We start from the raw sequence: 22,268 nt of genomic DNA, 5'->3' as shown, positions 1-22,268 counted from the left end.
CGGGTTGCTTCGAGGGGCGGGCCCGATGCAGGCGACGGGTCGGCCACCACGCGGGGCGCCGACGAGCAGCACCATGGCGGCTCCCCCCGGCCGGCCGGAGGCGTGTCACGGACCCCCCGAGCGATTGGGCGTCGTCGTCGCCCAGGCAAGGAAGTTGAGGGCGGGGCGCCCGATCAGGAAGAGCGGGGCCCAGCGCCGTACGCGGGAGGAAGGCGACGCGTCCGGAGGCGCGGCCGGTCGGACCATGAACACGACGTTGGAGATTAGGTTAGGCAAACCTTAAGGAGCAAACTGCGCTCCGCAGAACAGCCGTCTGATCCATACCAGTTGATCAAACCAGCGCCAGCACCACTAAGGTGAGCCTAACCTTTCCGTCCCTCCCTCCTCCGTCGCCCCATGCACCCCAAGAAGGAAATCTTCGATGAGCACGCCCCGGGCTTCCCGGCGCACACCGCACCTCCCCCGCCCCGCCACGACGTCCGGTCCCGACGTCCTCACCGCGCTGTACGAGCGGGTCATCGCCACCTGCGAAGCACTGAACGCACGGGTCGCGACGACGGACGGCACCGACCTCCCCCGCACCCTCTCCCAACAGCAGGTCAGTGGCGCGGCATTGAGCCATGACCCCGCGGCCCTGGACCGCTTCGTCTGCGCGGAGTCGACCCGCATCCAGCGGCGCGACGCACACACGGCCCGCAGGCACGTGGCCGCCTCGCGCGCGCTGCACGGTTACACGTGGTCCGTCGTCCTCCTCATGAGCGGCGCCTGGTATCTGGAGCGCCGCGTGCCGCGCATCCGGCCGGGCGACATCCGGGTCGACTTGGAGACGGGAGCCGTGGAAGTCACCCCGGGCCAGGCGTTCTCCTGCCTCGCGGACGACGAGGCGGCGCACGACAGCCCCGGGGCACGGGCGCTGGTCGACGAGGAAGCGCTCCGCGCCGAACTACGGTCCGCCGTCGTCGACCATCTGCGCCCGCTGCTGAGCGCAATCGAGCCCGAAGTCCGACGCGGGCCACGGGCGTTGTGGGGCATGGTCGAGGACGATCTGGTCTCCGGCATCTGGTACCTCGGCCGCATGCTCGGCCAGGAGGAGGACGCCGTCCGAGCGGCGACCGAACTGTTGCCCGGCCCCGTCCCACCCTTCCCCGGCGGCGCCGGCTTCCGGCGCCTCACCGACGCTTCCGGCCGCTCCCACCTCACCCGCACCCGGCTGGGCTGCTGCCTCTACTACACGATCGGCACCGCCCAACCCTGCCTCACCTGTCCGCGCACCAGCGACGCGGAGCGGCTGCGCAGGCTGGAGCACTAGGGCTTGTCCGGCGGAGAGGGCGTCCCACCCCTCCGTAGCCCCGCCTTGCAGGTTCTCCCCACGCTTGACTTCATACCCCCGAGGGGTATCTTCATGGAGTGGCCCGCAGGGGGCTGCGCCATGCAGGAACAGGGAGCCACCATGAACACCGCAGGAAAGATCGCCGTCTTCACCGTCGCGCTCGCCGCCACCTTCTCGGGGGCGTACGGCATCGGCGCGGCCATCGAGCCGATCTCCTCCCCGGAGGCGAGCGATCACGATGGGCACCGGCAGCCCGACTCCAAGGCGAGCGACAGTGGAGCAGAGGAGTCTCCCGGCGGGCTCCAGAGCACCGAGCGCGGCTATCGCCTCGATCTGCGCACCCCGCGTCTGACCGCCGGCAAGAGCGAGAAGCTGAGCTTCGTGGTACGCGACAAGAAGGGCGACGCCGTCACCTCGTACAAGACGGAGCACGACAAGGAGTTGCACCTGATACTCGCCTCGCGCGATCTGGCCACCTATCGCCATCTGCACCCGAAGCGGGACAAGAGCGGGGAGTGGAGCATCCGCACCGAGCTGCCGCGCAGCGGCGACTACCGGCTCTTCGCCGACTTCGTCCCGCGCGGCGCCGCCGAGGGCCTCACCCTGGGCGCCGACCTCGCCGCCTCCGGCGCGTACGAGCCCAAGGCACTGCCCCAGCCCTCACGCACCGCCACCGTCGACGGGTACCGCGTGACCCTCGACGGCGAACTGAAGCCCGGATCGGCACAGGAGCTCAAGCTGAAGGTCTCCCGCGACGGCAAACCCGTCACCGACCTCCAGCCCTACCTCGGTGCCTACGGGCACCTGGTCGCGCTCCGCGCCGGCGACCTGGCGTACCTGCACGTCCACCCCAACGGCGAACCAGGCGACGGGAAGACGAAGGCGGGACCGGGCATCTCGTTCACCACCACCGCGCCGACCGAGGGCCAGTACCGCCTCTTCCTCGACTTCAAACACGAGGGCAAAGTCCGCACCGCGGCCTTCACCGTGCGGGCGGGCGCCGCACAGGGCGGAGAACAGGACGGGGCCGCACCGGCTTCTCCGTCCACGCAGCACAAGCACTGAATCCCGGCACCACCGGGAGGGTCGGGCATGAGGCCGCCCGCGCCCCCCGTAGCACCTGGCCACCATGGAGCAGGTCAAGTGCGGGCAACAGGTCGCCCCGCGGACCGCCGACGCCCGGGACGGCGGACTCGTCTGGTCGGACGGCGCCGGCTTCACGGTCCGGCTGGCCGGCTCCGCCGCCGTCTCCGCCGTCGACGCGGACCAGGGCCTGCTCCGCTACGACCTCGACCTCGCCCCCGGCAGCAGCTGGGAGACCGAGCTGGTGTGCACCGCCGAGGACAGCGAGGGCGAACTCTTCCCCGCCCCCGAGGCATCGGCCGCCACCCCCTGGGCCACGCCCGCACTGTGCAGCTCCGACCGCTCTCTGGACCGCTGGGTGGACCAGGCCCACGCCGACCTGGAGCGGCTGCTGCTCGCCGATCCCGAGGCCCGCGACGAGCTGTTCCTCGCCGCCGGCGCCCCCTGGTTCGCCACCCTCTTCGGCCGCGACTCCCTCTGGGGCGCGCGCATGCTGCTGCCCTTCGGCACCGAGCTGGCCGGTTCCACCCTGCGCATTGAATGTTGGGGTGCCGGGTCGTACCTACCAGGCTCCCGGCACTCCGCATCCGGTGAGCTGGGGTCAGCCCAGGTCCGGTTCCGAGCGCAGGTCGATCTGCGTGCCGGGCTTAGCCGTCTCCAGCACCACGAGCTCGTTGCGGCCCTTGTGCCACAGCGGGGCGGGGGCGTAGAGGGTGACTTGCGGGCCCAGCGACCAATAGCGGCCCAGCGCGAAGCCGTTGAGCCAGACCATGCCCTTGTCCCATCCGGGGAAGGCGAGGAAGCCGTCGGCGGGCTGGTCGACGGTCAGGGTCGCCCGGTGGAACGTCGGGCCGGCGTCCGGGGCCGGGGTGTCCTTGCGGAAGGGGAGTCCGGACAGGTCGTCCAGGGGCAGCGAGCGGATCTCCCAGTTACGCAATTCCTTGTCGCCGAGGAGTACCTTGCCGGTGATGCCTTTCGGATCGTTGAGACCCTTGCCGAAGTTGACCCGGCCGGTGGGGTCGACCAGCACGTCGAGCGTGCTCGTAGCGCCGTCCGCGGTGACGTCCACGGTGCCGTCCGGCTGGTTGCGGTCGAGCGTGCCGATCTGCTTGCCGTCCAGGAAGACCAGCGCGCGGTCGCCGAGCCCGGTGATCTTCAACTTGGCGGTGCCCTGATGTCCGGACAGCTTGGTCCGGTAGTGGATGAGGCCAAATGCCTGGCCCAGGGCCTCCATGTGTACGGGGTCGGTGCGGCGGTGGACCGGGCCGCTGAGCTTGTCGAGCAGGGTCGTCAGCGGTACCGCGCCGGTGGTACCGGTGGTCTGCGCGGCCAGGCGGCGCGGGGTGGCCGGGAGCGGGTCGTTCGGCAGCGGGGCGTACTTGCCGATGACCTCGCGGATCTTGTGGAACTTCTCGGTGAGTTCGCCCGACTCGCTGATCGGGGCGTCGTAGTCGTAGCTGGTGATCGTCGGTTTGTAGTGGCCGTCGATGTTGGCGCCGGCGAACCATCCGAAGTTGCTGCCGCCGACCGCCATGTAGAGGTTGACCGAGGCGCCCGCCTTGAGCATCTTCTCCACGTTGCCGGCGGTCTCGGCCGGGTCGGTGGTGTGGTGGTCCTCGCCCCAGTGGTCGAACCAGCCGTCCCAGTACTCGGTGCAGAACAGCGGGTCTTCGGGGCGGAACTTTCGGAATTCGGCGAACGGCCCGGTGGGGTCACCCGCGAAGTTGACGGTGGCCAGCAGGTCGGGGAGGTTGCCCGCTTCCAGCATCTCCTTGGTGGTCCCGTTGGAGCAGAACAGCAGGCTGTCGATGCCGTGCGAGCGCGTGGTCCGCTTCAGGTGCTCCAGGTGCGCGTGGTCGTCGTCGTAGCTGCCGTACTCGTTCTCCACCTGCACGGCGATGATCGGGCCGCCGCGGGTGGCCTGGAGGTCGACCAGGCGCGGCAGCACGGCACCCAGCCACTCGTCGCAGGCGCGCTCGTACACCGCGTCGGTGCGGCGCAGCGGCTGGTCCTTCTTCTCCAGCAGCCAGGCGGGCAGTCCGCCGAAGTCCCATTCGGCGCAGATGTAGGGGCCGGGCCGCACGATCGCCTTGAGGCCCACCTCCTCGGCGATGCGGATGAAGCGGACCAGGTCCCGCCAGCCGGTGAAGTCGTACTTCCCGCGGCGCACTTCGTGGAAGTTGCAGGCCACGTACGTCTCGACGGTGTTGAGGCCAAGTGCCCGCATACGGGTCAGCCGGTCGCGCCAGTCGTCCGGGTGGGTGCGGAAATAGTGGAAGGCGCCGGACAGGATGCGGAACGGCTTCCCGTCCAGCAGGAACTGCCCGTCCTTCACGGTCAGCCCGGAGGGGGCTGCCGACTGGGCCAGTACCGTGCGGCTGCTGCCCAGCACGCCGCCCATCGCGGCCGCTCCTACCGCGGACGCGCCGAGAAAGCCTCTTCGGCTGAACTGCGTCATGCTCACTCCTTCTGTCGGGCCCCAAGGAGGCGCGCCGTGCCGCACCGTCGCGCGCAGGCGCCGTGTACACCCAACTCCCTGAGCACGCTGGCCGCGTTGAGAAATGTGGCTTCTTGCGCGTAAGAGTGTGGTCACGTTCGAAAGCGAACACAAGGGGGCGGGGCGCGAAAAGTGAACGCCCCACGAGGAGCCAGGGTGCGCGGCCCCAGGAGCGCCTTGTCAGGCGTCCCGGAAACCCACGTGCAGAGCAACGACGGGGGTAATAGGGACCGTCGATCCCCACGGCTACGGCCTACTTCACGGAGCCGGCGGTCAGTCCGGAGACGACGTGCCGTTCGATGAAGGCGAAGAGGATGAGCACGGGCACGATGGCGACGACCGACGCGGAGAAGAGATAGTTCCACTGCACGTGTGGTTGCCGATGAAGTTGTTGATGCCCACGGTCAGCGGCTGCTTGTCGGGCTCGGTGGAGAGCGTCAGGCCCATCACGAACTCGTTCCACGAGCTGATGAAGGTGAAGATCACCGCCGTGACCACGCCCGGCAGTGCCAGCGGCAGTGTCACCTTCACCATCGCGCCGAAGCGGCTGGTGCCGTCGACCATGGCGGCCTCCTCCAGCTCCGGCGGGATCGAGGAGATGTAGGCCGTCAGGATCCAGACCGCGAAGGCGGGGTTGAAGGCCGCGCTGGTGAGGATCAGCGTCCAGACCGAGTTGAGCATCTCCAGCTGGTGAAATTCGCGGTAGAGCCCCACCAGCAGGGCCGTCGGGACGAACGCTCGGCGTATTGACCCGCGGGGTGGTTCACTGCGGATCGCCGGTGCCGCTCGCTGCCGTTCGTGCTCACGGCGGGACAGCCTGCTGCCGACAGTCCTGGTTCGTTGCGGTGCTGGAGGGATCAAGGTCCGCGGGGCAGTCGATCGTCCGCGCATCCGTCCCGACGCGGTCGCCGCCGACAAGCCGTACGCCTCGCGGACCAGCCGCGCCTACCCGCGCAGGTGCGGGGTCAAGACGGTGCTCCCGGGGAAGGCCGACAGGCCGCGAACAGTAAGAAGCGCGGTCGTACACCCGCGCGACCAGCTCGCCCACGCCGTCTCACCGACGACGTGGACCCCGAGGCACCGCCCCCAGACGGCGTCACGAGGGCATCGAATGCGTGACGACTCCACTCTCCTCGCGAGAGACTGTCCGAACGCGGACGACCCCGATCGCAAGTTCGACCGGCACCGTCAGACAAGTCAGCAAGAAGTCAGCATCGGCCCCGACAACCCCCCGCCCCACGGCGCCACGGAGCGCCGAGATCAGCCTATGGACCATCCGCCCCCAAACCTGCTATGACCTGCTAAGACGCAGCTCACCGAGGTGGCTGCTCCCCTCACCAGGAGGTACGCATGAGAATGTTGATCAATGTTCCGGAATCCGTGGTGCCCGACGCGCTGCGCGGGATGGCGGCGGCGCATCCGGACCTGACGGTGGACGTGGAGCGGCGGGTGGTGATCCGGCGGGATGCGCCCGTCGCCGGAAAGGTGGCGCTGATCTCGGGCGGCGGTTCGGGGCACGAGCCGCTGCACGGCGGATTCGTGGGACCGGGGATGCTGGACGCTGCGTGTCCGGGCGAGATCTTCACTTCTCCCGTCCCCGACCAGATGGTCGCCGCGGCCGCAGCCGTGGACAGCGGGGAAGGTGTGCTGTTCATCGTCAAGAACTACACCGGGGACGTGCTCAACTTCGACATGGCCGCCGAACTGGCCGAGGACGAGGGTGTGCGCGTCGGCAAGGTGCTGGTGGAGGACGACGTGGCCGTCACCGACAGCACGCACACGGCCGGGCGCCGGGGTACGGGCGCGACCCTGTTCGTGGAGAAGATCGCGGGCGCGCTCGCCGCCGAGGGAGCCCCGCTGGAGCGGGTGGAGGCTGTCGCACGTCAGGTGGCCGACTCGTCGCGCAGTTTCGGGGTGGCGCTGAGCCCGTGCAGTACGCCTGCCAAGGGCGGCCCGATGTTCGAACTGCCGCCGGGCGAGCTGGAGTTGGGCGTCGGCATCCATGGGGAGCCGGGCCGCGAGCGACGGGCGATGATGACGGCAGGCGAGATCGCGGATTTCGCCGTTGACGCCGTACTGGAGGACCTGCGGCCCGAGGAACCCGTGCTGGCGCTGGTCAACGGCATGGGGTCGACGCCGCTGCTGGAACTGTACGGGTTCTGCGGCGAGGTGCACCGGGTCCTGGCCGAACGCCGGATTCCGGTCGCCCGTACTCTCGTCGGCAACTATGTGACCTCGCTGGACATGGCGGGTGCCTCCGTGACGCTGTGCCGGGGCGACGAGGAGCTGCTGCGGCTGTGGGACGCACCCGTGCGAACCCCGGGGCTGCGGTGGGGCGTCTGACCGCGCAGCACCGGACACCGCCACGGCACCGTACGGCGGGCGAGAGCATGGCACGACAGAGAGCAGTTCGGCGTTACAGCAGTGGCGCGGTAACAGCAGTGCTGCAGTAGCCGTGGAACAGCAGTGGACGGCAAGACGGCAGCAGTACGCAGTACCGCGGCGCAGCAGTACCGCGGTACGGCAACACAGCAACCACAGCCGTGCGGTACGGCAGCGCGGCAGTACTGCTGCAGCGAACAGCGCAGCACCAGGATCGGGACAGCGGCGAAGGAGCAAGAGTGAGCGGCAAGGTGACGAACGACGCCGGCGGGTCCGGTGACGATGGCGGCGGCAGCGAAGGCGTACCAGAGCTGGACGCCGCCTTCTTCGCACGCTGGATGACGGCCGCGGCGGACGCGGTCGCCCGCGAGGCCGACCGGCTGACCGAGCTGGACTCGGCGATCGGCGACGCGGACCACGGCGGCAACATGCGCCGCGGCTTCGAAGCGGTACGCGAGGAGCTGGGCGAGGAGGTCCCCCCGACACCGGGCGCTGTGCTGATGACGGCGGGAAGGAAGCTGGTCTCGACGGTCGGCGGAGCCTCCGGACCGCTATACGGAACCCTGCTGCGCCGTGCCGGCAAGGTACTCGGAAGCGCGGAACAGGTGAGCCGGGAGGAGCTGGCAGCCGCGCTGCGTACGGGGATCGAGGCGGTGGCGCAGCTGGGTGGCGCCGTCGCGGGCGACAAGACGATGCTCGACGCGCTGTTCCCGGCCGTCGAGGCGCTGGCGGACAGCGGCGGCAAGGACTTCGAGGCAGCGCGTACGGCGGCCGAGCAGGGCGCCGAGGAGACGGTGCCGCTGCAGGCCCGCAAGGGCCGGGCCAGCTATCTGGGCGAGCGGAGCATCGGCCACCAGGACCCGGGCGCGACCTCGGCGGCGCTGCTGGTGGCCGCGCTGGCGGAAGCGGACACCGCACAGGATGCGGAGGAAGACGCGGAAGGGGCCGATTCCGGGGAGAGCGACAGCGGCGGGAGTGAGTGAGCATGGCGGACACGAACGACGGCAAGCGGGTAGGGATCGTTCTGGTCTCGCACAGCAAGGAGGTCGCCGACTCGGTCGCGCGGCTGGCCGCCGGGCTCGCCGGGGTGCCGGACGCGCTGGTCACCGGCGCGGGCGGGCTGCCCGACGGGAGCCTGGGCACCAGCGAGGAGCTGATCGTCGAGGCCGCGCACCGGATGGACGAGGGAGCGGGCGTCGCGCTGCTGGTCGATCTGGGCAGTGCGGTGCTGACGGTCAAGACGCTGCTGGCAGAGGATGACGAACTGCCCGAGCTCTCCCGGTTGGTGGACGCTCCGCTGGTCGAGGGTGCGGTCGCCGCCGTCGTGACGGCTGCGGGCGGCGGCGACCTGGCAGCGGTGGCCTCGGCAGCGGAGGAGGCCTACACCTACCGCAAGCTCTGAGCAGCGGTGAGGCGTCGGCGCCTGAGCTGGGCGTCGGCGCCTTCGCCCGCTGTGCCCCGCGGCCCGCTCTCCTCGGCACCCCGGTCGAAGCCCCGGCTGTCACCCCGGTCGAAGCCCCGGTCGTCACGCAGGTCAGGCCCCCGGCCGGGTCCCGGGTCGAAGCCCTGCCCGAGGCCACGCTCAAGGCCGTACTCAAGGCCCCGCTCCGGACCGCCGTCCACGCGCCCCCGCTCCGGGCCACCGTCCAGGCGCCGTTCATGGCCCTGTTCAAGGCCGCCTTCGACGCTGCCAGGGCCAATTTGAACGACGCGTTCAAGACCGCCTTCAGGACCGCCTTCGAGCTCTCCCTCCAGCCCACCTTCCAGCCCACCTTCGACGCCGTGATCGATGCTCAGCCCGGAGCGTCGATCAGTGCGCCGGTCCGGGCGTCGGTCGGAGCTCCGGTCCGCGCGGCGCTCCGAGCGCCGTTCGCGGCCCGTGGCGGCCACCGTCGTGGTGGGCGGCGGGCGCCACGGCGTGCCGCCGCCAGGAGACTGCGTGGCCGGGGCTGTCATCCGGGTCCGGGCGCGGTGGGCTGCCTCGGCCGCCACCCGGGTCAGCGTCCCGGCCAGCGCGTACCGCCCGTATCCGGTGCGGAGCACCAGCCCGTGCTCCGCAGCCTGCGCCAGGAGCTTGTTCGCGTTGGAGGCGCTCAGTCCGGCCCGCCGGGCTATCACGCTCAGCCGATGGGGAGTGCCCGGGTCCTCCCGCTCCAGCGCCGTCATGGCCGCCAGTAACGCGAACCCTCTCGCCGCGCTCACCAGGCACATCCGGTTCCGTCAAGCCTCTTCTGCCCGGTGCCCGGGCGGTGTTGCGCCGGACGGCACGCCAAGCTGTTCGCCATAGACATACACCTTTGAAGTCGTTCGGATTTCGGGGGCCTTCACAGTTTGATCACCAAAGCAATCCCCTCACCGTCGTTTCGGATGCCCCGCAACGGTCACCCGCATTCACCACCACTTGCGGAATCCAGGATTCAGCTTGGAATGTGACACTCACTTTTCCTCCCGTGGAAAAGTAGGCGCCCTCAATCCGCCATCCCCTTGCGCGGAGCACACCGGCTGTCGGAGGGTGACCACGGCCACCATTCGGTCACGACGACCAACAGGGAAGGCGGAAAGTAGGAGACTCCTTTCATATCCACGCCCTCGGTAGTGCTCTCGGCATCGATTGCCAGGGACGTCCATGCCCGATCCGACGTCGGGGCGGTGGCCTGTTTTCCCTTTCGGGAGCCGGATTCCATGTCGGACCCGAAGAAAATCCAGCCGTCCTGATCCTGTGACGGCGGGCATCAATAACCCGTGCGGAAGGGGGACAGCGCAATGCGTTACTTCTACTGATGAGTTCGCCGTCGTCGCGGCCGCGCACAACCTTGCGTGGCCGCGGACGGTCCGGCCCTTCACATCACCCCCCACTCCACCCGGACCCGAGAAAGGCTGGCCATGACGGGAACGGCGGCACCCACACAGCGGGACCCCCTCTACGACCCCCTGGCTCCCGATGTCATCGCCGACCCGTATGCCGTCTACCGACGGCTGCGCGAGCACCGCAGGGTCTACCGGCATTCGCAGCTCCGCGCCTGGGTGCTCACCGGGTACGCCGAGTGCCGCCACGTCCTGGGTGACACCGCCGCGTTCGGCTCCGACTTCCGCAGGATGGGAGAGGACATCCCGGACGCTCAGCTGAGTGTGCAGACCCTCGACCCGCCCGACCACGGAGCCATCCGTCATCTGCTCGTCTCCGCGCTGCACGCCCGCTCCCACACGGCTGTGCAGGACACCGCGGCCCGGCTCGCGGCGGACCGTACGGCAGGACTGCTGGGCGCCGGCCGTTCCGTCGATCTCGTCAGCGCGTTCGCCCGCCCGCTGGCCCTGCACACGATGTGCGACTTCCTCGGTGTCACCGCGCCCGACGGGCCCTGGCTGGAGGAGCTGTCCAACGCGATCGTCCGCAGCATGGACGCGGGTCTTGAGCCCTCGCGTGCGGAGCCGGGGACCAAGGCGAAGGCCGAGCTGAGCCGCTTGGTGAGCGAGTGGCTGGAAAACGCCGACGAGGGCGGGTTCATCGGCGCCGCACGCGCCGCACACGCCCAGGCTCCGGACGTATCGGAGGCGGTGCTGGCCAACTCGCTGCGCGGCGTGCTGCATGCCGGATACGAGTCGGTCAGCCGTCTGCTGGGCAACGCGCTCGCCCGGCTGGTGGCCGAGCCCGAGCTGCTCGCCCGCGCGGTGGCCGAGGACCGGCTGGACGCGCTCGTCGACGAGTTGCTGCGACTCGACGGGCCGGTGCAGGCCGCTGCCCGGGTGTGCGTCGCGGACAGCGAGGTCGGGAGCCAGCGGATACGACGCGGTGAAGAGGTCGTCCTGATGCTGGGCGCCGCCGACCGCGACCCTGAGGTCTTCGCCGACCCGGACGCCGTCGAGCTGACCCGGCGCAAGGGGATCCACCTGGCCTTCGGCCGCGGTGCCCACGCCTGTCTGGGCGCGGGCCTCGCAGGCTTGCAGCTGCGTGCGGTGCTCGCCGCACTGGACGCAGCCGGGATCGGCTTCGAGCCCGCGGGCCCCGCCGAGTACGAACGCACCGCGACGCTGCGCGGGTTGCGCACGTTGCCCGTCACCGTCCGCGGCACCGCCTCCACCCGCTGACCAGGGGCGGAACCGCGCATTCCGGCGCTCTTGCCGGCCGGCTGTGAGCTGCGGGAGTCCCGCCGGAATCTTGGCTCGCTGCCGTCACCCGCCCGCGTGCGGCGACGTTGCGAACCAGGCGGGACCCTCCTGGGCGGCCTGCTTGATGCGGAAGTATGCGTACTCCTTCATCGTCGGCAGCTCGTCCAGACCGAACCAGCCGACCTCGAGGGACTCCTCGTCGTTGACCCGCGCCACGCTCGCCGCTTCGGCGGTGGCACGGCAACGAAAGGTGATGTCCATGAACTGGCAGATATCACCGTTGGGGTAGGTGACGGGCTTGTCCAGGCCGTACACGAGAACGACGCGCTCCGGAACGCAGCGCACGTTGGTCTCCTCGAACACCTCGCGCACCGCGCAGTCCGCAGGCTGCTCGCCGGGCTCCGGGATGCCGCCGATCAGGGACCACTGGCCGGTATCGGCGCGCCGTCCGAGGAGCACCCGCCCTTGGTCGTCGAAGACGACCATGCTGACGCCGGGCAGGTAGAGCAGCTGGTGCCCTGCGGAACGCCGCAGTTCGCGGATGAAGTCGGGAGTCGCCATGTCCCGAGCCTACGTCCCCGGCGGCGCGGCCCGCGCGACGTACCGCCAGCTCAGGCCACGCGCCGGTCCCGCAGCATCCAGAGCCCCACACCGCAGGCCAGCACGCCCAGCCCGGTCAGCACACTGAGGACTATCTGGGTGGCGCCGCCGGGCCCTGCGAGGCTGAGGAAGACGTTGGCGACGACGCAGGCGGCGAGCACGAGCCAGAGCATGGACTTCACAGGACTCCTCCATGAACGAGAGAACGGACGAACGTGGATGCGTGCGAGCTCAGCGGGTGGTGGGCGAGCTCGGACTCGCGTCCAGCGCTGTCGCCCACTCTCCCTCTCCCACGGCCACGAACCCATAGCGCTGGCTCCCGAATCGAAGGTGTAGCCAGCTCTACCGCGCGATGGGCCCACGCACGCATACGCTGATCGTCATGCGGCGGGTCACGGTGCGACAGGTGTTGCGGAGCGCGGTCCGGGCCTCGTTCCACCTGGTGGCGGGGGCCGGGCTCAGCCTCGTCTGCTATCTGATGATCGGTCTGATGCTGCTCGCGGCCACAGCGACCGCGTTCGTCATCGGCGCCGGCATGCTGCCCGAAACCGTCCGGGTGCTGCGCGGGCTGGCGGGCTTCGAGCGGCGTAGGGCCGCCGCCTGGCTCGGCTCCCCTGTCCCCGAGAAGTATCTCCCGCTGGATCAGGGCTCGTTGCTGGAGCGCGTCCAGGCCGCGGTGACCGACCCGGGCACCTACCGGGACCTGCGCTGGCTGGCCGCGCAGCTGCTGTACGGACTCGTCCTCTGTTACGTGGCGATGGTGCTGTGGCCGCTCGGGCTGCTGGTCGACGGCGTGTGGTGCCGGCTCGCACGCCGTCCGGCCGTGCTGCTGCCACGGCTGACGGAGCTCGCCACGCTCCAGGCCCGAATATCCCGCCTGCTGCTTCTGCCCTCCCCCAGCACCCGGCTGTCCGAACGGGTCGACCAGCTTGCGGCGACCCGCGCAGGTGCCGTGGCGGCGCACGGCGCGGAGCTGCGGCGCATCGAGCGGGACCTGCATGACGGCGCACAGGCGCATCTGGTGGCGCTGTCGATGCGGCTGGGACTGGCGCGCCGCGCATACGACCAGGACCCGACAGCCGCCCGCACTCTGCTGGACACTGCGCAGGACCAGGCCGAGGAGGCGCTGGCCGAGCTGCGGCACGTGGTGCGTGGCATCCATCCGCCGGTGCTCACGGACCGCGGACTGGTGGGCGCGGTCCGGGCGCTGGCAGCAGGGAGCGGACTGGAGGTCTCGGTCGTCACCCAGGGGCTGGCGGACGGGCACGAGGACGGAGCGCGGGCTCCGGCCGCCGTGGAGGCTGCGGCGTACTTCGTCGTCGCCGAAAGCCTGACCAACGCCGCCAAGCACAGCGGCGCCGACCGGGCAGCGGTGGAACTGCGGCGGGCGGACGGGGCATTGAGGGTGCGGGTGCGGGACGAGGGCCGCGGCGGCGCGGACGAGAACGCGGGCACGGGCCTCCTCGGTGTCCGCCGCAGAGTGGCGGCGCTGGACGGCAGCGTACGTCTGACGAGCCCTTCGGGGGGACCGACCGTGGTGGATGTGGAGCTGCCGTGCGTGTGGTGATCGCTGAGGACAACGCCCTGCTGCGCGAGGGGCTGGTGCTGCTGCTCGGCTCGGCTGGGCACGAGGTGGCGGGGGTCGCCGCCACCGGGCCCGAGGTGCTGCCGCTGCTGCTGGAGCAGCGCCCTGATGTGGCGGTCCTCGACGTTCGGCTGCCGCCCGGCTTCCGCGACGAGGGGCTGCGCGCTGCGCTGGACGCCCGCCGGAAGCTGCCCACGCTGCCGGTTCTGGTGTTGTCGCAGTACGTCGAGGAGACGTACGCGGCAGAGCTGCTCGGCGGCGGGGCGCATGGAGTGGGCTATCTGCTCAAGGACCGGGTGGGCCGGGTGGACGAGTTCCTGGAGGCGCTGGAACGGGTCGCAGCGGGAGGCACCGCCCTCGATCCTGAGGTGGTGACGGAGCTGATGTCCCGGGGCCGCGGGAGCGGACCGCTGGACTCGCTGACCCCGCGTGAGGAGGAGGTGCTGCACCTGATGGCTGAAGGTCGCGACAACGCCACCATCGCCAAGGCCCTGGTCATCACGGAGCGTTCGGTTCACAAGCACATCGGAAACGTCTTCGCGAAGCTGGGGCTGCCGCCCAGCGACAGCGGACATCGCAGAGTCCTGGCAGTGCTGGCCTACCTCAAGCGCTGACTCGTCTGCCTCAAGCGCTGGCTCGTTTGCCTCAGGCGCTGACTCGTCGGCCACAGGAGCCGGCTCGTCTACCTCAAGCGCTGATTCGTCTGCCTCAGGCGCTGAGCGGCACCCCGTGGTTCACCCGGTCAACGGCTCCTGGTCCGTTCCCTGATCGGCCACAGCATCCCGGCCGTGATCGCGGCTGTCGCCAGTGCGACGACGGCGGCGGCCTGCGACAGGGGGAGTGAGGGCAGGGAGCGGGCGAGCGCGAAGCTCAGCGCGGTCAGCGGAAGCACTGCGGCGGCTGCCCCGCAGGCCAGCCCGGCGAGGGTGAGCACGGTGGCCTCCGCCGCCAGCATCCGCCGCAGCTGCCCGCGCACCGCGCCGAGAACGCGCAGCAGCGCGAACTCCCGCCGTCGGCCGGCCTGGACGAGGCGGAGCGTGCTGACCACCGTGAGCGCGGCGAGCGCGGCGATGGCGGTGACCGCGATGCCGGAGATCAGACGGGCGGCGTCCTCACCCTCTGTCCGCGGCGGCGTCGGCGGACCAGCGGGGCCTGTGCGGGCCCCCGGTGCCGTCGTGTCCAGTACCCGCTGGACCGCGGCCCGGGTCCGCGCCGGGTCCGCTCCGGGTGCGGTGGCGACCAGTACGCGAGTGAGGCGGTTGTCGGTGGTGTGCCGGATCAGTTCGGTGCGTGAGAGGAGGAAATCGCCCAGCGCCAGGGAGCGTTCGTAGACGGCGACGACCCGCAGTGCCCGTTCGGCCCCGTCGCCGAAGCGGATCCGTACGGTCGAGCCCGGATGCAGGCCCTGGCTCCGGGCGCGGTCGGCTCCGACGGCGATGCGGCCGGGCCGCAGGGCGGCCAGGCTGCCCTCCCGCACATCGGATGCGAGCGTCGCCGTCACGCCGTGCGGAGTGACTCCGAGTGCGGGCAGCCGCTCCAGCCGGGGCTCGCCGGTCTCCTTGCGAGCGAGGACGACCGTGCTGCGTGCCAGTCCCGTCACCGCCGCGACCCCGTCCGTGTCACGGAGCCGGTCGAGTGCGGCGGCGGGTAGCCCGCCCGGTGCGGTGACGGCGAGGTCGGCGCGTACGGCCCGGGCTGCCTGACGGCTCGTCTGGTCGTCGACGGTCGCGGTCGCCGAGAGCTGGACCCCGGCGAACGCGGTGACCAGGACGACCGGGGTGAGGGCAGCGCCCAGTCGGCGGGAGTCGGCGGTGCCGTACGTCTCGGCCAGTCGGCCGCCGACACCGCCCAGCTTCCGCAGCGGCCCCCGCAGCAGCCGCACGGCCGCGGCGGCGATCCAGGGCCCGAGCAGCGCGCAGCCGATGACCAGGGTGACGGCCGCGGCGCCCGCGGCAGCGGCAGCCGCCTCGCCGCGCTGAAGGGCCGCCGTACCGGCGGAACTCGCCCCGGCCGTCAGCAGGATGAGCCCGGCGGCCTTGCGCCCCTTGCCGCTGCCGCCCCCGGTGCTGTCCGCGGGCCGCCCCCGTGCGACGCGGGCACAGGCGAGCAGCGCCGCGAGGCGGGCGACGCCGACCGTGAGCGCCGCGGTACCCAGCGGGAGGAGGAACATCCAGACAGGGGTGGGCAGTACCAGTCCCTCGGGCCGGGCGCCACGCGCCACCAGCGCGGTGTGCAGCGCCAGGAACGCGGGGACGGCCAACAGGGCGCCCCAGAGAGCAGCGGGGGCGGCTTTCCGGGACACCTCACGGCCGACCGCGGCCCGCAGTTGGCGCGGCGTGGCGCCGATCGTACGCAGCAGCCGCAGTTCGGGTTCGCGCTGGTGCAGTGCCTGGGCGGCAAGCGAGCAGATCACCAGCAACGCCACCAGTACGAGGCTCGCGGTGACGGAACCGAGCAGCTCCAGCAGCGCCGAACGGGCGGGGGTCCCACCCAGATTCTCGGCCGCGCCACGGCCGTCACCGGTCAGCACCCGCAGGCCGGCCGGGTCTCCTTCGGCACGTGATGCCGCGCTGGTGTCCTTCAGCCGGGCCCGGCCGAGGGCCACGCGGACCCGGGCGGACAACTGGCGGGTCGAGGTTCCGGGTTCGGCCAGTACGCCGATGGCGTCGACCGAGCTTGGGTGCCCGGCCAGTCTGCGGGCCTCGGTCGCGGTCACATAGAGCACGCCCGGCCCTTCGGCGACGCCTACGACCCGCCGCCCGGCCAGCCGCTGCCCCGGTCCGGCACGCAGCCCGGCACCTGCCACGACCTCGCCCGGGGTGCGCGGTGGCCGGCCCTCGCGCAGCCCGTACGGGGTGAGCGAGGCCGCCTCCCAGGAGCGGCCCGGCAGCGGCGGGTCGCCCGCGCCGGTACGGATGGTGAACTCGTCGTCGGGAACAGCGGCCCGTACACCCTCGACCTCGCGGAGCACTCCGAGGGCCGCGCGGGGCACGCGGACGCGTTCGGTGAGGGCGGCGTGCACCGTCTCCGCCTCGCTGCCCCACGGCTTGGCGGTGAACCGGGTGTTCTGGTTGCCCGCCACCACCACGGGCGCGCCCGCGCGGGCGGTCACCCCGGGCTGGCCCAGCGCCACGGAGGCGACGGACAGCGCCGCGGCACCCAACAGGAGGGAGGTCAGGGCGAGTGCGGCGAGCGTTGTGGACCACGCGGCACGGTGCTGTTGTCCGGCACGGCGGGCGAGCAGTCGAACACCGCTCCCCCTCACCATCGGGCCAGCTCCCCTCGCACGTCGGCCGGCGACGGGCGTTCCAGGGTGGCGGTGATCCGGCCCTCGGTGAGGAAGACGGTCCGGTCGGCCATGCCGGCGGCGGCCGGGTCGTGGGTGACCATCAGCACGGCGGGCCCGTCCGCGGCCGAGGTGTGGCGGAGGAGGTCGAGGACTTCCTGTGCCGTGACCGGGTCGAGGGCGCCGGTCGGTTCGTCGGCGAGGATCACCTGCGGCGCGGTCACCAGTGCCCGGGCCACGGCGACGCGCTGCCGCTGGCCACCGGACAGCTGCCCAGGGTGCGCCTCGGCCCGCTCCAGCAGCCCGACCTGGGCCAGCGCCCGGTCGGCGCGCCGGAGCGGTTCCGGGTCCTGGGCACGGGCGCTGCGGTGCTCTTCGGCAAGCAGCAGCGGCAGCGCTACGTTCTCCCGCACGCTGAGCGCATGCAGCAGGTTCAGGTCCTGGAAGACGAAGCCGATACGGTCCCGGCGCAGCCGGGTACGGTCCCGCTCGCCGAGTGCGGCCAGATCGGTACCGCCGACGGTGACGCTCCCCGCGTCGGGCCGGTCCAGACCTGCCGCGCAGGCCAGCAGTGTGGATTTGCCGGAGCCGGAGCGGCCCATGACGGCCAGGAAGCGGCCCCGTGGCAGGACGAGGCCGACGCTGTCCAGGGCACGACGGCTGCCGTAGCTGCGGCTGACACCGTCGAGTTCCAGAGCCGGGCACGCGGCAGGGTCCGTCGGAGCGGAGCGTACGGCCGCGGGTCGAGCGGGTGCGTGTGCGCTGGGGCGCCCGAGCATGAGCGTCCTTTCCGTGTGCGGGAGTGCCACGTGGACGCTATGCAGCAGGCGGAGACGGGAGGAGAGAGCGTGCTGGTGTCTTGAGGTGGAGCCCGCTCCACCCCGGGACACCGGGGTACGAGGCCCCGGATCAGGTCCGCAGCGCTTGCAGGCGGGCGCGGATGTGGCGGACGGCCGCCTCGGCGTCGTCCACCGTGACGGTGAACAGCCGCCCGTCACCCAGCCGGAGGACAAACCCCTCGCCGCGGCGGATGACCACGGCCGTGCCCTTCTCGGGCCGCCAGCGGTAGCCCCAGCCTCCCCAGTGCCGCGGGGTGACGCTGGGCGCATGGTCGGCCTCGATCACGTCCCGCAGGTGGATACGGCGACGCGGCACACCGGCATGGCCGCACCGCACCTCCAGCGTGTCCCCCTCGACCTTCACCTCGACGTGGACGAAGGCGAGCGTGCCGAAGAGGATGAGCAGGCCGACCGCGACGCAGCCGACGACGGACATGACCAGCGGCACGAGCCCGCCGGACCATGTCACGTCCACCGCGAGGTCGATGCCGAGCGCCACGCAGCCGGCGCCGAAGGCGGCGAGCGCCCATTGCAGCCGGCTGGTCGCCCGCCCGGTCCACACATCGGCGCTCGGCGGCAGAACGACGTCTTCCAGGGGCCCGGGGCGGGTGGTGGTGCGGTCGGTCTCGTCGCGGGATCCGGCGCCACCCTCGGCGAGTGGGGCGCCGTCGCAGGGATGGTCACTCATGTTCGGCAGATTACTCCCGGCACCCCGCACCGGCAGCCCGAGCAGGCCGTGGCCTCCCGGATGCGGATCCGACACGCTCCGTAAGGACGAGCCGCGCTGCGTCAGGAAACGGAGGCGGGCGCTCAGCCTCGTACGGCGGTCGCCTCGGCCTCCGCGGTGGCGAGCAGGCGGCCCTCCGCGTAGACGAGTGCGGCTTCCGGGAGGGCGGCCACCCGGCCGCTGTGCAGGACGGTGAGGCTCCCGGTGGGCGCCGCGCCGGGGTCCGGCTGGGCGCCCGCGCGGCGCAGTGCCTGGGCGCAGACGGCGGCGGCCGAGCCCTGGAGCGCGGGGCCGTCCGGCCGGTCGCCGCGCAGTGCTTCCCGGATGCGGTTGCCGACCAGCTCGTAGTGGGTGCAGCCCAGGACGACGGTCTCCACGTCATGGGGGGTGAGTTCCGCGGCTGCCTGGACGGCGGCCGTGATGAGGTCCTCGTCGCCGCTTTCGATGGCATCGGCGAGCCCGTGGCAGGGCACACCGGTGATGTCGGCGCCGTTCCCGAACTCCTCGATGAGTCGGCGCTGATAGGGGCTGCCGGTGGTGGCCGGGGTGGCCCAGATGGCGACGCGGCCGCCGGTGCGGACGGCGGCGGCCGCCGCCGGCTTGACCGCGGGGACGGTACCGATGACCGGCAGGGCAGGCTCCAGCTCGGCGCGGAGGGCGGGCAGCGCGTGTACGGAGGCGGTGTTGCAGGCGACGATCAGCGCGTCCGGCCGGTGTGCGGCGGCGGCACGGGCGACCTGGAGCGCTCGCCGGGTGATGTCGCCGCTGTCGCGCGGCCCCCAGGGCAGACCGTCCGGGTCGGAGGAGAGCACAAGGTCGGCGTCGGGCCGTGCGCGGCGTACTGCCGCGGCTGCGGCCAGCAGGCCGATACCGGAGTCCATCAGCGCGATCTTCACGTGAAGCAACTGTACTTCACGTGCAGCGAGGGGGTCCGGTCGCCGCTACGTGGCCAGAGCACGCACCTCTCTGCGCCCCGCGCTCCCTCCCGCGCCCTCCTTATCTTTCCGCGGCTCCCCTCGCCGCCGGGCTGCGTTGTGGAAGCTGGGCGCCGCTGCGGCGGAGAGCGGGGCCGCGGCGGAAAGGGTGGGGCCCGTCCGGGGCGCGGCGGAGTGCCGGTGGCTTCCGGCGTACGGCAGACTGCCGCACGATGAGCGCGCTCACCTGGACCTCTGCCGTTCCGCTCGCCTCGCTGGCCGCGTGGGCGTGGCTGCTGCTGGGGCAGGGCTTCTTCTGGCGGACCGATGTGCGCATGCCGCCCTCGCCCGGGGACGGGGATCCGGTGACCTGGCCGTCCGTCGCGGTCGTCGTGCCCGCCCGGGACGAGGCCGAGGTACTGCCGCTGACCCTGCCCACACTGCTCACTCAGGAGTATCCCGGGCATGCCCGGATCCTGCTGGTGGACGACGGGTCCAGCGACGGCACCGGCGCGCTCGCGCGGGAGCTGGCCCGGAACGCCCCGGACGGGCCGCCGTTGACCGTGCTGAACCCCGGCGAGCCCGAGCCGGGCTGGACGGGCAAGTTGTGGGCCGTACGGCACGGCATCGCACACGCCCGCTCCGGGCCGGAGGAGCCGGAGTTCGTGCTGCTGACCGATGCGGACATCGCGCACGGGCCCGACTCGCTGCGCAGTCTGGTGCGCGGCGCGGTCTCCCAGCGGCTCGACCTGGTCTCGCAGATGGCGCGACTGCGGGTGCGGACGGGCTGGGAGCGGCTGATCGTGCCCGCCTTCGTGTACTTCTTCGCGCAGCTGTATCCGTTCCGCTGGGTCAACAACCCGGGGGCGCGCACGGCCGCGGCGGCGGGCGGGTGTGCGCTGCTGCGGACGGAGGCCGCGGTACGGGCCGGGGTGCCGGACAGCATCCGGGACGCCGTCATCGACGATGTGACGCTGGGCCGTGCGGTCAAGCGGTCGGGCGGCCGGATCTGGCTGGGGCTCGCGGACCGGGTGAGCAGTGTGCGCCCGTATGTGGGTCTGGGGCCGCTGTGGCGGATGGTCTCGCGCAGCGCCTACGCACAGCTGCTCAACAACCCGCTCCTGCTGGTGTGCACCGTCGGGGGGCTCGTTCTGGTGTATGTGGTGCCGCCGGTGTCGGCGTGCGCGGGCTCGCCGGTGGGCGGGGCCGCGTGGCTGGTGATGACACTGTCGTACGTGTCGATACTGCGTTACTACCGGCAGCCGCTGTGGCTGGCGCCCCTGCTGCCGGTGACAGCCGTCCTGTATCTGGCGATGACCGTCGACTCGGCGGTGCAGCACTACCGGGGCCGGGGTGCGGCATGGAAGGGCCGTACCTACTCCTGAACGTGCGGACCGCGGATCACTTCTCCCCGGTGCGGCCCTCCGTCACTTGCGGCCCGGCGTCCACTGCATGCCCCAGCCGTACTGCTCGTCCACGGTGCGCTGCGGGCTGACGCCGCGCCGGGGCACGAGATAGCGCGCTTCGCGGCGGACCATCAACTCGCCGTTCTCGTTGCTGATCAGGGCGAGGCACACACCGTGGAGGGAACGGTGCACTCGTCGAGGGAGAAGTCGACAGGGGCGCCGTGCTGCGGCTTGAGGGTGACGGTGGCGTGCAGCCCGGCGAAGCTGCGGGCCCCCTCGTAGATGGTGACGAAGATGAGGATGCGGCGCAGTTCGGCGACGTGGTCGAGGTTGATGGTGAGGTTCTCGCCCGTCTCGACGGCGCCGGTGCGGTCGTCACCGTCGAGGTGGATATAGGGCGGACGGTCCAGCGCCCCGAAGGAGTTGCCGAGTGCCTGGACGACGCCCTTGCGTCCGTCGGCGAGTTCGTAGAGGGCGCACAGGTCCAGGTCTGGCCCCGTGAGCGCGCCCATGGCACGGGTGAGCCGTCCCGCCAGACCCTTCGGCGGCTGCGCCTGGGTGGTCCAGTTGAGGTTGACCCGCATGCCGCCGGAGGTGCCGCCCTGCTTGGTGAGCGAGACCGAGGGCGCCTCCTTGGTGAGCGTCACCTTGCTCAACCGCACGGGCGCGGCCGGCGGCGACAGCGCGGCAGCAGGGGCGGGCGCCGCGGGAGCGGTGGGCGCGGCAGGAGAGGTGGGGGCCGGTGGCACGCGGGGGGCCTGCACTCCGGGCGGGGCCGGCACGTGCGGGGTACCGACGGTGTGCGGCTGCGGCGGTACGGCGGTGCCGGGCGCCGAAGGGGTGCTGCCGGAGGGCGAAGGGCCTGGCGACGGCTCGTCCACGCTGATGCCGAAGTCGGTCGCCAGACCCGCGAGTCCACTGTTGTAGCCCTGGCCGACCGCGCGGAATTTCCAGGCGCCCTGGCGGCGGTAGAGCTCGCCGAGGAGATACGCGGTCTCGCCTGCCGCGTCGACCGGGTCGAAGCGGGCGATCTCCTGGCCCGCTCCCGGACCGCCGCCGACGCTCGCGTCGAGCAGCCGTACGTACAGCCCCGGCACCTGGCCGAAGCTGCCACCGTCCGCGGATGCGGCGATGACGATGCGTGCGATGTCCGGTTCGACACTGTCGAGATCGACGGTCAGTTCGTCGGTGCAGGAGGCGCCTATCGGGTTCTTCCCCTCGTACCGTACGGCGGAGGACGCATGCCGTGCCTGGTTGTAGAAGACGAAGTCGCCGTCGGAGCGGACCTTGCCCTCTTCGGTGAGCAGCAGCGCCGAGGCGTCGACGTCCGGCACGTGCGGACCGGACGACCAGCCGAGCTCGACCCGCACCGCCGCGGCGGGTACGGGGACGTTCGTCCCCTTGCGCATCGTCATGGCCACTCCCCCCTGGGCTCGGTTCCCTGTGCCGTCCCCAACCTATTGCACGGCGCCGCCGCTGCCGAAGCCCCTGCACCACGACCGGTAGTACTCG

At 71.7% G+C, this 22,268-nt stretch carries 17 protein-coding genes and 2 pseudogenes; 9 read left to right on the top strand and 10 right to left on the bottom strand.

Features of this window, described 5'->3' with window-relative positions:
- Nucleotides 1-421 precede the first annotated feature (421 nt).
- Both ACTWQF_RS19580 and ACTWQF_RS19575 read left to right on the top strand, forming a co-directional pair.
- The gene (locus tag ACTWQF_RS19580; RefSeq protein WP_443280856.1) at nucleotides 422-1,309 is read left to right on the top strand and encodes an iron-sulfur protein; all 888 of its coding nucleotides are present in this window, start codon (nucleotides 422-424) and stop codon (nucleotides 1,307-1,309) included.
- A gap of 141 nt (nucleotides 1,310-1,450) precedes the next feature.
- Nucleotides 1,451-2,395: a hypothetical protein gene (locus ACTWQF_RS19575; protein WP_443280855.1), complete on the top strand. Its 945-nt coding sequence runs from the start codon at nucleotides 1,451-1,453 to the stop codon at nucleotides 2,393-2,395.
- 619 nt (nucleotides 2,396-3,014) lie between these two features.
- On the opposite strand, the gene ACTWQF_RS19570 is transcribed toward ACTWQF_RS19575, so the two are convergent.
- Both ACTWQF_RS19570 and ACTWQF_RS19565 read right to left on the bottom strand, forming a co-directional pair.
- Complete coding sequence (locus ACTWQF_RS19570) at nucleotides 3,015-4,871, bottom strand: glycoside hydrolase family 35 protein (RefSeq protein WP_443280854.1); 1,857 nt, start codon at nucleotides 4,869-4,871, stop codon at nucleotides 3,015-3,017.
- A 292-nt stretch (nucleotides 4,872-5,163) separates the two neighbouring features.
- Nucleotides 5,164-5,645 (bottom strand): annotated as a pseudogene (locus ACTWQF_RS19565) (carbohydrate ABC transporter permease); the annotation flags it as partial.
- Nucleotides 5,646-6,260: 615 nt separating this feature from the next.
- On the opposite strand from ACTWQF_RS19565, the gene dhaK reads away from it, so the two are divergent.
- From dhaK to dhaM, 3 genes are all read left to right on the top strand, one after another.
- On the top strand, nucleotides 6,261-7,253 hold the full coding sequence (gene dhaK / locus ACTWQF_RS19560) for a dihydroxyacetone kinase subunit DhaK (protein WP_443280852.1): 993 nt from the start codon (nucleotides 6,261-6,263) through the stop codon (nucleotides 7,251-7,253).
- 377 nt (nucleotides 7,254-7,630) lie between these two features.
- Nucleotides 7,631-8,275, top strand: a complete 645-nt coding sequence (gene dhaL, locus ACTWQF_RS19555; protein ID WP_443280970.1) for a dihydroxyacetone kinase subunit DhaL — start codon at nucleotides 7,631-7,633, stop codon at nucleotides 8,273-8,275.
- A gap of 2 nt (nucleotides 8,276-8,277) precedes the next feature.
- Nucleotides 8,278-8,694 (top strand): dihydroxyacetone kinase phosphoryl donor subunit DhaM, encoded by a 417-nt coding sequence (dhaM, locus tag ACTWQF_RS19550; RefSeq protein WP_443280850.1) that lies wholly within the window; start codon nucleotides 8,278-8,280, stop codon nucleotides 8,692-8,694.
- Here dhaM and ACTWQF_RS19545 read toward each other — a convergent pair.
- Nucleotides 8,679-9,494 carry a helix-turn-helix domain-containing protein gene (locus ACTWQF_RS19545; RefSeq protein ID WP_443280848.1) on the bottom strand — a complete coding sequence of 272 codons (816 nt, stop codon included), beginning with the start codon at nucleotides 9,492-9,494 and terminating at the stop codon, nucleotides 8,679-8,681. The two genes, dhaM and ACTWQF_RS19545, sit on opposite strands and share 16 nt — an antisense overlap.
- Nucleotides 9,495-10,175: 681 nt before the next feature.
- On the opposite strand from ACTWQF_RS19545, the gene ACTWQF_RS19540 reads away from it, so the two are divergent.
- Nucleotides 10,176-11,378, top strand: coding sequence for a cytochrome P450 (locus ACTWQF_RS19540; protein WP_443280847.1), 1,203 nt, complete (start codon nucleotides 10,176-10,178; stop codon nucleotides 11,376-11,378).
- Between the two features lie 84 nt (nucleotides 11,379-11,462).
- On the opposite strand, the gene ACTWQF_RS19535 is transcribed toward ACTWQF_RS19540, so the two are convergent.
- Complete coding sequence (locus ACTWQF_RS19535) at nucleotides 11,463-11,960, bottom strand: NUDIX hydrolase (RefSeq protein WP_443280845.1); 498 nt, start codon at nucleotides 11,958-11,960, stop codon at nucleotides 11,463-11,465.
- A gap of 50 nt (nucleotides 11,961-12,010) precedes the next feature.
- Entirely contained in the window at nucleotides 12,011-12,181 is a 171-nt protein-coding gene (locus ACTWQF_RS19530; protein ID WP_443280843.1) for a hypothetical protein, read from the bottom strand.
- A 215-nt stretch (nucleotides 12,182-12,396) separates the two neighbouring features.
- On the opposite strand from ACTWQF_RS19530, the gene ACTWQF_RS19525 reads away from it, so the two are divergent.
- Both ACTWQF_RS19525 and ACTWQF_RS19520 read left to right on the top strand, forming a co-directional pair.
- Nucleotides 12,397-13,566, top strand: a complete 1,170-nt coding sequence (locus ACTWQF_RS19525) for a sensor histidine kinase (protein ID WP_443280969.1) — start codon at nucleotides 12,397-12,399, stop codon at nucleotides 13,564-13,566.
- Entirely contained in the window at nucleotides 13,554-14,198 is a 645-nt protein-coding gene (locus ACTWQF_RS19520; protein WP_443280841.1) for a LuxR C-terminal-related transcriptional regulator, read from the top strand. The genes ACTWQF_RS19525 and ACTWQF_RS19520 overlap by 13 nt, the downstream gene beginning before the upstream one ends.
- Nucleotides 14,199-14,326: 128 nt before the next feature.
- Here the strand turns inward: ACTWQF_RS19520 and ACTWQF_RS19515 are convergent, their stop codons facing one another.
- The 4 genes from ACTWQF_RS19515 to ACTWQF_RS19500 form a co-directional block, all read right to left on the bottom strand.
- Nucleotides 14,327-16,852, bottom strand: a complete 2,526-nt coding sequence (locus ACTWQF_RS19515) for an FtsX-like permease family protein (RefSeq protein WP_443280839.1) — start codon at nucleotides 16,850-16,852, stop codon at nucleotides 14,327-14,329.
- Entirely contained in the window at nucleotides 16,846-17,649 is an 804-nt protein-coding gene (locus tag ACTWQF_RS19510) for an ABC transporter ATP-binding protein (RefSeq protein WP_443280838.1), read from the bottom strand. Before ACTWQF_RS19510 ends, ACTWQF_RS19515 begins: the two co-directional genes overlap by 7 nt.
- 130 nt (nucleotides 17,650-17,779) lie before the next feature.
- Complete coding sequence (locus ACTWQF_RS19505) at nucleotides 17,780-18,397, bottom strand: hypothetical protein (RefSeq protein WP_443280837.1); 618 nt, start codon at nucleotides 18,395-18,397, stop codon at nucleotides 17,780-17,782.
- A 122-nt stretch (nucleotides 18,398-18,519) separates the two neighbouring features.
- A complete protein-coding gene (locus tag ACTWQF_RS19500; RefSeq protein ID WP_443280836.1) occupies nucleotides 18,520-19,332 on the bottom strand; it encodes a glutamate racemase in 813 nt (270 codons plus the stop codon).
- Nucleotides 19,333-19,583: 251 nt separating this feature from the next.
- Between ACTWQF_RS19500 and ACTWQF_RS19495 the strand changes: the two genes are divergently transcribed.
- Entirely contained in the window at nucleotides 19,584-20,735 is a 1,152-nt protein-coding gene (locus ACTWQF_RS19495) for a glycosyltransferase (protein WP_443280835.1), read from the top strand.
- 42 nt (nucleotides 20,736-20,777) lie between these two features.
- On the opposite strand, the pseudogene ACTWQF_RS19490 reads toward ACTWQF_RS19495, so the two are convergent.
- A pseudogene (locus ACTWQF_RS19490) lies at nucleotides 20,778-22,171 on the bottom strand (TerD family protein).
- Between the last annotated feature and the right edge of the window lie 97 nt (nucleotides 22,172-22,268).

This window comes from Streptomyces sp. 8N114 (genome assembly GCF_052245835.1).
GTDB lineage: Bacteria > Actinomycetota > Actinomycetes > Streptomycetales > Streptomycetaceae > Streptomyces.
Note: the sequence above shows the minus strand (reverse complement) of the source record. Positions and strands in the feature narration are given on the sequence as shown.